The 11,667-nt window shown below is 43.2% G+C and carries 11 protein-coding genes; 1 reads left to right on the forward strand and 10 read right to left on the reverse strand.

The window, feature by feature from the left end; translation table 11 throughout:
• Window positions 1-88: 88 nt before the first annotated feature.
• The 3 genes from asnS to FC61_RS05775 form a co-directional block, all read right to left on the reverse strand.
• Window positions 89-1,480: an asparagine--tRNA ligase gene (asnS, locus tag FC61_RS05765; RefSeq protein ID WP_024526340.1), complete on the reverse strand. Its 1,392-nt coding sequence runs from the start codon at window positions 1,478-1,480 to the stop codon at window positions 89-91.
• Between the two features lie 377 nt (window positions 1,481-1,857).
• A complete protein-coding gene (locus FC61_RS05770; protein WP_021741917.1) occupies window positions 1,858-3,399 on the reverse strand; it encodes an MFS transporter in 1,542 nt (513 codons plus the stop codon).
• Window positions 3,396-3,962: a helix-turn-helix transcriptional regulator gene (locus FC61_RS05775; protein WP_021741916.1), complete on the reverse strand. Its 567-nt coding sequence runs from the start codon at window positions 3,960-3,962 to the stop codon at window positions 3,396-3,398. The genes FC61_RS05770 and FC61_RS05775 overlap by 4 nt, the downstream gene beginning before the upstream one ends.
• Window positions 3,963-4,184: 222 nt before the next feature.
• On the opposite strand from FC61_RS05775, the gene FC61_RS05780 reads away from it, so the two are divergent.
• Window positions 4,185-4,586, forward strand: a complete 402-nt coding sequence (locus FC61_RS05780; protein ID WP_021741915.1) for an aggregation-promoting factor C-terminal-like domain-containing protein — start codon at window positions 4,185-4,187, stop codon at window positions 4,584-4,586.
• Between the two features lie 97 nt (window positions 4,587-4,683).
• On the opposite strand, the gene FC61_RS05785 is transcribed toward FC61_RS05780, so the two are convergent.
• From FC61_RS05785 to FC61_RS05815, 7 genes are all read right to left on the reverse strand, one after another.
• A complete protein-coding gene (locus FC61_RS05785) occupies window positions 4,684-5,394 on the reverse strand; it encodes a B3/B4 domain-containing protein (protein WP_035464683.1) in 711 nt (236 codons plus the stop codon).
• 93 nt (window positions 5,395-5,487) lie between these two features.
• Entirely contained in the window at window positions 5,488-6,168 is a 681-nt protein-coding gene (locus FC61_RS05790) for a Crp/Fnr family transcriptional regulator (protein ID WP_024526337.1), read from the reverse strand.
• Window positions 6,169-6,244: 76 nt separating this feature from the next.
• Complete coding sequence (arcC, locus tag FC61_RS05795; protein WP_021741912.1) at window positions 6,245-7,189, reverse strand: carbamate kinase; 945 nt, start codon at window positions 7,187-7,189, stop codon at window positions 6,245-6,247.
• A gap of 27 nt (window positions 7,190-7,216) precedes the next feature.
• Window positions 7,217-8,326 (reverse strand): aminotransferase, encoded by a 1,110-nt coding sequence (locus tag FC61_RS05800; RefSeq protein WP_011668701.1) that lies wholly within the window; start codon window positions 8,324-8,326, stop codon window positions 7,217-7,219.
• A 10-nt stretch (window positions 8,327-8,336) separates the two neighbouring features.
• Complete coding sequence (arcD, locus tag FC61_RS05805; protein ID WP_011668702.1) at window positions 8,337-9,749, reverse strand: arginine-ornithine antiporter; 1,413 nt, start codon at window positions 9,747-9,749, stop codon at window positions 8,337-8,339.
• 76 nt (window positions 9,750-9,825) lie between these two features.
• Window positions 9,826-10,857: an ornithine carbamoyltransferase gene (gene argF, locus FC61_RS05810; protein WP_011668703.1), complete on the reverse strand. Its 1,032-nt coding sequence runs from the start codon at window positions 10,855-10,857 to the stop codon at window positions 9,826-9,828.
• Window positions 10,858-10,899: 42 nt separating this feature from the next.
• Window positions 10,900-11,667 (reverse strand): arginine deiminase (locus tag FC61_RS05815; RefSeq protein ID WP_235803830.1); only part of this gene is annotated, 768 nt, incomplete at its 5' end.

Consider the following 11,667-nt stretch of genomic DNA (forward strand, 5'->3'; position numbering starts at 1 on the left):
GGTTCACCGGTATTTTCCGTTGAACCTGCCTTTTTGATTGTTTAACATTGTCTTCAAGATTTTATTTAAAGACTATGCTTCTAATGTCTTAGAATTCAGCGTTACCCGGTGTCCGTGGGTAAGGAATCACATCGCGAATGTTTTCCATTCCAGTCACATACATCAGTAACCGTTCAAAACCAATACCATAGCCAGAATGTGGTGTTTCACCATACTTACGTAGATCCAAGTACCATTGATACTCTTCGGGTGGCAAGTTATAATCCTTAATCTTCTGGGCTAATTGGGCCTGACGTTCTTCACGTTGACTGCCACCGATTAATTCACCGATTCGGGGAACCAACAAATCAGCGGCCGCAACCGTCTTCCCGTCTTCATTGTCGCGCATATAAAAGGCCTTAATTTCCTTAGGATAATCCGTCAGGAAGGTTGGACGTTTATACACTTGTTCACACAAATAACGTTCATGTTCTGCTTGTAAGTCAAGTCCCCATGAAACGGGCACGTCAAAATCAACTGGCGCTTTTTTCAGCTCTTCGATCGCTTGTGTGTAAGTGATTTGCGCAAACTTTTCATCGCAAGTCTGGTGCAACCGGTTCAGCAAGTCATCATCAACAGCACTGTCTAGAAAAGCCAACTCGTCTTGCGCATGATCCAATAGGTATTGGACCACATACTTCAGTAAGCCTTCAGCCTCATTAATAGTGTCCTGCAGGTCAGCAAAAGCCATTTCTGGTTCAATCATCCAAAATTCAGAGGCATGCCGAGATGTATGCGAGTTTTCTGCCCGGAAGGCTGGGCCAAACGTGTAAACGTTCCGTAAAGCTAAGGCAAACGCTTCAACTGGTAATTGCCCACTAACGGTCAGATTTGTTTCCTTCTTAAAGAAGTCCTCATGGTCATCCACTCGACCATCTTCAGTCTTTGGTAAATGGTTCATGTCTAACGTTGTCACCCGGAACATTTCACCAGCACCCTCACTATCGCTACTGGTAATAATTGGCGTGTTAACGTACGTAAACCCATGTTCCTGTAAATATTGATGAATAGCGAACGCTGCCAAAGAGCGAATCCGGAAAACCGCATAGAATGTGTTCGTCCGTGGCCGCAAATGGGCCATCGTCCGCAAGTATTCGTAAGAATGCTTTTTCTTTTGCAGTGGATAATCGTTATCTGAAGCCCCTTCTAACACGACTTCTTGTGCATGAATTTCCAACGGTTGCTTGGCATCCGGTGTATAAACAACCGTCCCAACAACTTTAATCGTCGAACTCAAAGGTAATTTCGTCATTTCCGCATAATTCTCGAGATCACTTTGCATCACGATTTGTGCGTGCTTAATCGTCGAACCATCACTTAATTCGATGAAACCAACCCGCTTGGACCCACGGACCGTCTTTACCCAACCGTGTAATGTCACCACTTCATCTTCAGCAAAATGCCGATCGCTAAATAAATCTTTAACTAAAACGTCTACCATGACCTTATTTCTCCTTCCATGAATCACCGCAACACCAAAAAAAGACCCATCATCCCTATAACAGGGACGAAAGATCTTTCCGCGGTACCACCCAAATTGTTTTAAATTCAAAACCAACTTTAATAACGTACTATCATACGCTCCGTTTGATAACGTGTCGGTCACGGCGTAGCCTACTTTAATAATTTCAGCCAGCAACAGAAACGGGGTTATCCCCAATTGGTGATACACTAAGCTCCCACTATCCTTAGTTCGCTACGCCATCCGACCAGATGGGACATTGACCATTTCTCTTGTTTTTGTCTATTCAACTACTGTCAGATTATCACAAATCACGGTATGTGACAATACCTGACGACTTCAAACGCCATTATGATTTAGTGAGCTTTTCGATTACGCATTAAGAATGCCGCACATAAACCACCAGCAATTACAATTCCGGCAGCAGCTAATGAAACGGCGCGAGTTCCATTGGCATATGCTTGCCAAACAATCTGCTGTACCGCATGTCCAAATGGCGTCTGACTCAAACGCGAACTAAAAGCAATGCTGTGACCAGAAAATGGACCGGCATTCACTAATGCTTGATGGATGGCCTTCGCAGCTGCATGTGGCATATTGACTCGACTGAAGTGCTGAGTTAAATAAGTTTCGTAAACCTTGTTTTGGACCAACCCCAGGCACACAATACCTAGCGTGACCCCGATTTGACGAAAGACATTGATTAACCCGGAGGCCATTCCCATTTCGCGAATGGCAACGCCCTCCATCCCAGCACTATTCAATAACGGATTAACAAGCCCATTCGTAATTCCCATTAAAACCATTCCTGGCCAGAGGGCCATGAATGATACTTTGACCGTCATTGCATTGGCTAACAGTAAAAATCCGATGCCACCTAAAAATAGGCTACCGCTGATCATCCACTTCTTAGAATATCGATTTCCCAGATAGCCGGTAATTGGTCCCAGCAGTAATGACCAGATGCTAATCGTTAACTGTCGAACACCAGCACCTAGCGCAGAATATCCCATGTAATTTTGCATAAGCGCCGTGAGATACGTATTGTATGAATAAATTCCGGCTCCCAACGCCAGCGCAACCATAACGGTTCCTACAAAGTGGGGATTTTTAAACATCGTCAGATTAATCATTGGTTGACTAATCCGTGACTCGACCACAATAAATACGATGAAGAATAGAATAGCAGCGCCAAACCAGCCAATCATCTGGCTACTCAGCCAGCCCCAGTGCGGATGACTTTCCTTTAAAATCAATCCATAAATCAACGTAAACAAGCTCGCGGCCGACAGGAACATCCCGGCAAAATCAATCTTTTGGCTACGACTGATGTCCGGTACTTCATCCACATAAATGAGTGTCAGAATAATCGCCACAATCCCAATTGGAATATTGACGTAAAAGATTGACCGCCAGCCAAATTGGGCAACTAAGTAGCCCCCAACTAAAGGACCTGAAGCCGATGACAACCCAATAACAGATCCCAAGATACCTAAGGCGACTCCCCGCTTACTACCTTTAAAGCTTATCGCAACTAGAGCCATTGCCAGCGCGTTCATGCCGGCACCGCCAACCGCTTGCACTCCCCGACCAATATCTAGCACTAATAGTGAAGGGGCAAGGCCGTTAATAGCTGAGGCCAATACGAAAATCCCTAACGACAACACAAATATCTTTTTCAGGCCATACATATCACCAATCTTAGAAACAATTAGCAAAGTTACACCCAATACCAATGAGTAGGCGTTTAATACCCACTGCACGTTATTAAACGATTCATTAAAATCACGCACCATCGTTGGCAATGCCACATTGACAATCGTAACATCCAGCAAAGCCATAAAGACGCCCAAAGATAGGGCAACCAGCCCTATCCATTGACGATATGTCTTAGTCATAATTTACCTCCACGAGAATCAGTTAACCGTAAGTCCTGTAGTTGCTGATTACTCCATTTAATTTTAGTTTCACTTTCCGCAATTTGAAGTTCTAACGTACGAATGCTCCAATTTAACGAAGCAAGCCTATCCATCGAGGCCGTTGCGAGTTTCTCCTTCAAATGCAGATAAACCTGTTGATAAATTTGTAGATCGGTTAAAAGCGCTTCTTTATATTCATTTAGGATCTGGATCTGCACGGCAACCGGCTCAGTTGCCATTCCCTTAAATTTAAACCGATATAAAGATTCCCGTTTAGCGTCAGTTGCTACTGGTGTCATTAACATGTCATGTAAGTGCGCGCGACCGGTAGTCGTTAAATGCGCCACTTTTTTCCCACGCGCATCCGTGGTATCCGTCACGAACGTAATATCTCCTGCAGCCGCTAGTTTATTTAACAAGGGATACATGACGCCATTAGAAATTTTTCGTCGCGGAACCAAAGCGTTACCCAAGACCTGACAAAGTTTATAGCCAGACATGTCCCGCGAAAGTAACGAACCTAATACCAACAGTTCATACATATTTTGCCTCCATTCAACCCGTCTAAACGACTTATCAAGTATAGGTCTTTCCGACTGGTTGTCAACAAACTTTTAAAAATAATTGCCCAACCATCAACATATTTCATCAATGTGACGCGCTTTTAATTACAAAGTAACTGCGCGTTAACACGATTGCAACACTTCTCGCGTATATTACTAGATATCAGATAAATTCGATTAGAGAGAGTGTTTAAAAAATATATGTCAAAAATGAAACTTAAAATTGCATCCATTTTGTTGGTATTCGGGTTTTCTTTCGGCATGGTGACCGATGTCACAACGAACCTCTTACCCCAAACAACGACAACGGCCCAAGCTTCGACTAAGCTGACCGCTAGTCAAAAGAAGCAAATCGCTAAAATTAACGCTTCCTTATCTAAAAAACAAATGGCCGCTAAGAACTGGATTGCTTATCACGAATCAAGTTACAGTTATCGTGCGGTAAACGGAAACTGTTATGGTCGTTATCAATTACTAAAATCTTATCTACATGGCAACTTATCTCCAGTCAATCAGGAAAAAGTGGCTAATTCGTACGTCAAGGGACGCTACGGAACCTGGACAAAAGCCAAAAAGTATTGGCAAAGTCACCATTGGTATTAATATAAAAAACATCTCTGCCCAAGCATTACTTGTGACAGAGATGTTTTTTATATGCAAAGAAACCGCCGTCTCAATGACAGCGGCACTCGTTTTATCGTTAGTCTACAGTTGGATGGTCCTTGGTTAAAGTTTTAATTTCTCCCGGTTCAATCCCAAAGTAATGCTGAATCAGTTGTCGTAACTCAGCCATAGCGGTAGTTGCTCGTGCTGCTTGGTCAGCATTCATTGATTCCATCACCACAATACCGTTAGTCGTCTCTTCTGTTAGCATCGTCCGTTGTGCCTCTCGCCAATTCAAGCTTCGGCAAACAGCGCCTTCGTCATCATAATAGATCATCTCACCTTCACGAGCAGGATCATCAGCTTCAGCCCCCAATGGGAAAAATGATTCACCACCTTGGGCCAGGCCTAAATGTAAATCCCCCGCAATCTTATCACGATCTTCGATGCCCAGCGGAACACCATAACGTAAGGAGATACTATTATAGACGTCCACTAGTGGTTCGATCGGGGTAAACTCATGACCTTGACTAGCTCGTTTTAATAATGCCTCGATTGATGAACGGGCACCCTTCCGCTTCTTAAACTGTTGATAGGCATCCCGCCATTCTGCCACCACAGGATTATCACGAAACGGATCAACTTTTGTAAACTGCTCGGAGGCCACAGTAGCATCGTGCAATAATTGTTGCCGCTCTACCTTATTCTCATCCGTATCATGATTATCAAAATCACTAATCCACATCAAGTTAATCTGAGCATCTGGAAAAGTTGTCCAAAAGCTCTTATCAATTACGACCTGTTTCATTGTCATGCATTCAACACCCTTTCATCTTTGACCAAGTTAAAACCTTGTCTCTATCATAATGCTTTTTGTTGAAAATGCAACATTACATCAAATTTATTTGGTAAAAATCGTAAAATGCTTATGCTCATAAATAATCTGCCCGTCAGCTTCTAGGCGTTGAACCACTTGACTAGCCGTTTCTCTTGTCGTTCCAGCCATCTTGGCCAACTCGATCAGCGTAATTGCATACGGGACGAACCAGCGATCATCTGCTAACTGGTTGCCCAATTTACGTCCGAGAATCTTGAGCGCATTTCGTACACGATCACTTGCACTAGAGGTAACCATCTGCTGCAACTGATCTTCATTTTCATTAATAATTTGTCCCATCTCAACGACAACTCGCTTCATCATTTCCGAATTGCGCGTCAATAGATTCTCAAATTCCGCCATCGGAAATGAAGCCACTACTGCTGGGGTCATCGTATTAACGGCATAAGCATATTCATGGTCATGAAATAGTCCCCGATACGGGAAGCCTTTATTCTCTGCAATGAATGAATAGAATGAGAAATCTCCGGTTTCATCGATTCGTTCTGATCGTAATAAGCCCGAAATGACAAAATAAAATCGCGAACGCGTATCTGCCTGGTCAAAAAGCAATTGACCCTTAGGATATTCTTTGATTCGCATCTGCTGTTCCAGTTGGTTAAACTCATCGGGAGTGAACCCACTGAACTCCGGCCGCCGTTTTAACATTTGAATATAGCGTGGATAGTCACTTTTTTTTATCACAAAAAGAGTCCCCCTATTTTAAGCTTACTTATACAGTATAGCTTAAAATGGACGGACTCGTTTGGTGTTTATTTACCTATTTCGTAATAATTGTTCCATCGCCGTTCTTCAAGAAATTACCGACATTTTCCAATGAGGTAACCACGGCCTTACCACCTTCACTATTATTAACGAAGTTGATTGCGGCTTGAACCTTAGGCAACATACTCCCCTTGGCGAATTGGTCTTGATCAATGTATTCTTGTAACTCAGCCACACTGACCGTTTCCAATTTCTTTTGATCTGGCTTATTAAAGTTAATGTAAATATTATTCACCGCTGTCAGGATAATCAATAAATCAGCGTGAACCAATTCAGCTAATTTTTCAGAAGCGAAGTCTTTGTCAATCACTGCTTCACGACCAACTAATCGATCGCCTTCTTGAACAACCGGTACACCACCGCCACCAACAGAGATTGGCACAATTCCGGCGTCAACCAAGGCGTTCACCACCTTGTATTCTTTAACACCAGTTGGCCGTGGTGATGGCACAACCCGCCGATAACCTCGTCCAGCATCCTCAACGTACGTGTATTCTGGATGAGCTGCTTTAATATCCTTAATCTCAGCTTCTGTGTAGAACGGACCGATTGGCTTGCTTGGATTTGTGAACGCTTGATCATCAGGATCAACTTCAACCTGTGTCACCATGGTCGTAACGTCCTTGTCTAACCCAGCTTTAGTAATTTCTTCACCTAAAGCATTTTGCATCCAGTAACCAATGCTGCCTTGGGTCATGGCTACGGCCGTATCCAATGGCATTGCAGGGTTTTTATCCGTACTCCCAGCGGCTTGTTGCAACAGTAGATTACCAACTTGTGGTCCATTACCGTGGGAAACAATCAGATCGTCTCCTTGCTTGATGAATTGTACCAAGTATTTTGCAGTATCCCGTAATGCTTGTTGTTGTGCTTCAGCAGAAGCATCCTTTGATAAAATTGCGTTACCACCCAGGGCAACGACGATACGACGTTTTGCCATAATCAATTTCTCCTTTAGTAGTTAAATTTAATGCTCTTCCAAATATTGGCCTAAAATTTCCAGCCCTTTTTCAAGGGTTTCCGTTGGGGCACAGTACCCCAAACGCGCATGCCCAGGCACATCGAAAGCTTCTCCTGGTACTAGCAAGACACCCGTATCGGCTAACAAATGCCGACAGAAATTCTCACTAGACTCATTTGTTTCCATTTTGATAAATGAGGTAGAAACCCCATTAGGGAAAACACAGCTAACCTTCGGTGTTCGTTCAACCCAATCCTTGAAAATTTGCAAATTATCCAAAACGATTTGCCGATTACGAGCCAAGACCTTCTCTCGATTCTGTAAAACTAAACAGGCCGCTTGATCGCTGAACACACCGGCACAAATCATCGTGTAATCCCGATACTTTCGGAAACGTTCAGCTAATTCAGCATTAGTTGCCGTCCAACCAACTCGAATCCCCGGCATTGAATAGGTCTTTGATAATGAATTCGTCGAAATTCCTTTATCATACAAGTCGATAATTGGTGCAAAATCAACGCTATCATCAAATGGTAAGTAAACCTCGTCCACTAAAACATAAGCATCAACCGATTTAGCAACCGCAACGACTTGTTTCATAAAGTTCCGGTCTAAGATTGTTCCCGTTGGGTTATTTGCATTATTGATACAAATCATTTTAGTTGTCGGTCGAACCAATCGTTTTAGTTCATCAATATCCGGATACCAATTGTCTTCTTCTCGTAGCTTCCAGAAGCTGACATCTGCTCCCAAGGATCGCGGAATATCATAGAGCTGTTGATAACTCGGATAAACGCTAATGACATGATCTCCCGGTTCAATCAATGAGTAAAGTGCTAACATATTAGCCCCTGTGGCCCCATTGGTTTGTAACACATTATCCGGATCTACATGGTCATAGAGCTTACTAACTTCTTGCTTAAAGGTTGGTGATCCCTCAATCCAACCGTAGTTCATCTTTTGTTGATCCAGTTCAGAATAGGTCTGATCAGCTTTAGTTAATGAAACTAATTCGTTCATTGAAAACGATGTGATGGTACTCTGAGCTAAATCATACTTGGCTTCTCGCTCATGAACGTTAAGCCAGCCTTCGACCCCAAATTCATCAATTTCCATGGTTTACCTCCTAAATCTGGATAGCACCCATCGCCACCATTACAATACTAATAATGGCAAAGGCCACAATGGCAATCGAATACAAAATTTCCATTTTAGTCAACTTACCACCATCGAGACTATAATCTTTCTTAGCGCGATAATAGAAGTAAATCCCTGGTAAGTAACCGATACATACCAACATTAAGAAGTGTAAACCGGCTAAGGTAATCGCAACAACCTGGAACAAGAGTGCGAAGAAGCCAATCCAAAATTGCTTCATGTCTTTGTTCTGATAAGAGAACTTCACTTGATAGGCTCCAACGAAGATGTAGCAAACCACAATAGCAGCCGTACACAAGGATAATGCAAAGTTATAAGCTTCTTCGGAGAATAGAAGAACTAACAGGAAAATTTGGATCAAAGCCGCCGTCAAGACTAGAGAAAAGGTTGGCGCACCATTTTTATTCTTCTTGCCAAAGTAAGCTGGTAAGAGTTTTTCTTCTGCCATTAACATCGTTGTATCAGCAGGGAGCATCGTCCAAGATAACCATGACCCAAGGATAGCAATGATCAGGCCGACACCAATGAAGGCCCCACCCCAAGTACCAACCATGTCTTGGAAAATATATAACATTGCTGGCTGGTTGATCTTAGCCAAAGCGTCTTGACTTAAGTAACCGTATGGCAAAACTGAAGCTAATACATAAATAATCAGTAGGCAAATGATCCCAATGATCGTGGCCCGACCAGCTTCACTCTTACTCTTGGCCCGAGAAGATAGCATGCTGGCTCCTTCAACCCCAACGAAGACCCACATCATAATCATTAAACAAGACTTGAATTGTGTCCAAATATTGGCGCCACCTGCTACACCGGAAGATACATTTGACCAGAAGTGAGCGGTGAACATACCACCTTTGAAGACAAAGATACCAACAACAATGAAGGTAAACAGTGGAATTAACTTACAAATTGTGATAATCGTATTCATCGCTGCCGCAGATTCAACCCCGCGATTAACGATATAGGTTAGTCCCCACGAAACCACACTGGCCAAGATAACTGATGGGACATTTTGACCACCTTTGAACAGCGGGAAGAAATAACCCAGTGAACTCATCAGAACTGTCGCAAAGGCCACGTTACCTAACCAAGCGCTAAGCCAATATCCCCAGCCACTGACAAATCCAGCAAAATTACCAAATCCGGCTTGTGCATACGCCTGAACACCTTCAGCTTCCGGATTCTTTTGAAGTAAATTATTTAAAGATAACGCTAACATTAAGATCCCGAAACCAACGACTAACCAGGCCAGCAGTACTGGCCCAGCAGCTGCCCCGCCGGCTAATGAACTGGTCAGTGTGAAGACCCCAGAACCAATTGAACTGGTAACAACGGCGGCGGTTAGCGCGCCCATTGATAAGCCTTTATTTTCATCCATAATTTCTCACACTCTCTATCGAATTTAAAATAAAAGAGGGTTAATCAGCACGATTAACCCTCTTCGACCCTTCAGATTAAGCTCGTGGAATGAATAAGTTACCTAAGGTAGCAGCCATCATTGCCTTAATTGAGTGCATCCGGTTTTCTGCTTCTTCAAATTGACGAGCATATTTGCTGGTGAAGACTTCATCAGTAACTTCCATCTCAGTAATACCGTACTTTTCCTTAATGTCTTGACCATATTGGGTTTCAACGTTATGGAAAGCAGGCAAACAGTGCATGAAGATCAATTCATCATCAGGAGTTCCCGTCATCTTCAAAGCTTCCATGTTAACTTGGTAAGGCTTCAATAAGTTAACGCGTTCTTCCCAGTTGCTTTCACCCATGGATACCCAAACGTCAGTGTAAACGACGTTAGAACCACGCATACCTTCAGCTAAGTCGTCGGTAACAAGTAATTTAGCACCAGACTTCTCAGCAAAGCCCTTAGCCAAGTCTTGAGTTTCTTTCGTAGGGAACAATTCCTTAGGCGCAACGATGTGGATATTCACACCCAAGATTGCACCAGTAACCAATAGTGAGTTAGCCACGTTGTTCCGGCCATCACCCATAAAGGTTAACGTCAAGCCCTTCAGCTTGCCAAAGTTTTCTTTGACCGTCATGAAATCAGCCAACATTTGCGTTGGGTGCCATTCATCAGTTAAACCGTTCCAAACAGGAACACCAGAATCGCGAGCAAGGATTTCAGCATCAGATTGCTTGAAGCCCCGGAATTCAATCCCATCAAACATACTACCTAAAACCTTGGCAGTATCAGAAGTGGATTCCTTCTTACCTAATTGAATGTCGTTTTGACCCAAGTATTCAGGGTGAGCACCTAAATCAATTGATGCTGTCGTGAATGCAGAACGAGTCCGAGTTGAGGACTTTTCAAACAGCAAGGCAATGTTCTTACCTTCAAGGTAACGGTGAGGAATATGGTTCTTCTTCAGTGTCTTCAAATGTAACCCAAAATCGATCAGGTATTCCAATTCTTCAGCAGTAAAGTCCTTTTCAGCAAGAACACTCCGTCCTTGGAATACATTTTCCCGAAAATCCTTAGTCATAATTCATGATCTCCTATTCTCTTGTGTTTTAGTATTTTAAAATTAAAGGTCTTCTCGAACTAATGGCATACTCATGCAACGAGGACCGCCACGGCCTCGTGACAATTCGCTTGATAAGACATCAATCACTTTTAGACCATGCTTACGTAATAATTCATTAGAAACGTAATTCCGGTTGTAAGTAACTACAACACCGGGTGCAATTGCCAAAGTATTGGAGCCGTCATTCCATTGTTCACGGCCAGCAATGATTGGATCGCCGTTACCCGTTGGAATCAAATCCAAATCGTCAAGGTTCAAAGCATCCTTCAAGACCTTCTTCAAATCGGTTTGGTGATCAAGGCTTAATTGACCATCTTTACCTGGCGTAATCGTCCAAGTATCGATATGACCACCTTCACCTAAGATACCTGGGTGAACCGTGAATTGATCGGTATTAATCATCGTGAAGACCGTATCCAAGTGCATCATGGCATGGTTATGTGGAATCTTAATGGCAATAACCTTGTCAAAATGACTCTTGGCAAACAGGTTACGGGCAATGTCTTCAATCGCATCAGCAGAGGTCCGTTGAGAAACCCCAATTGCCAAGACATGATCGGATAAGACTAATTCGTCCCCACCTTCGATTCGTGTATCGTGGTTTCGGTCACGCCAAACATTGAGACCCTTATTAGCAAATCGATGATGATACTTGATGATTGTTTCCATAAAGAGTGATTCCCGTTGCCGAGCGGCGAATGTCATATGGTTGATACTCAACCCATCACCGATTGAAGCGGCAGGATCCCGCGTGAAGTATAAGTTAGG

Source organism: Levilactobacillus brevis ATCC 14869 = DSM 20054 (genome assembly GCF_001433855.1).
Lineage (GTDB): Bacteria > Bacillota > Bacilli > Lactobacillales > Lactobacillaceae > Levilactobacillus > Levilactobacillus brevis.

Bases quoted from the DNA above. Each gene is read 5' to 3' on its own strand.
- asnS (WP_024526340.1), bottom strand. From the start codon at position 1,480: ATGGTAGACGTTTTAGTTAAAGATTTATTTAGCGATCGGCATTTTGCT.
- FC61_RS05770 (WP_021741917.1), bottom strand. From the start codon at position 3,399: ATGACTAAGACATATCGTCAATGGATAGGGCTGGTTGCCCTATCTTTG.
- FC61_RS05775 (WP_021741916.1), bottom strand. From the start codon at position 3,962: ATGTATGAACTGTTGGTATTAGGTTCGTTACTTTCGCGGGACATGTCT.
- FC61_RS05780 (WP_021741915.1), top strand. From the start codon at position 4,185: ATGTCAAAAATGAAACTTAAAATTGCATCCATTTTGTTGGTATTCGGG.
- FC61_RS05785 (WP_035464683.1), bottom strand. From the start codon at position 5,394: ATGAAACAGGTCGTAATTGATAAGAGCTTTTGGACAACTTTTCCAGAT.
- arcC (WP_021741912.1), bottom strand. From the start codon at position 7,189: ATGGCAAAACGTCGTATCGTCGTTGCCCTGGGTGGTAACGCAATTTTA.
- FC61_RS05800 (WP_011668701.1), bottom strand. From the start codon at position 8,326: ATGGAAATTGATGAATTTGGGGTCGAAGGCTGGCTTAACGTTCATGAG.
- arcD (WP_011668702.1), bottom strand. From the start codon at position 9,749: ATGGATGAAAATAAAGGCTTATCAATGGGCGCGCTAACCGCCGCCGTT.
- argF (WP_011668703.1), bottom strand. From the start codon at position 10,857: ATGACTAAGGATTTTCGGGAAAATGTATTCCAAGGACGGAGTGTTCTT.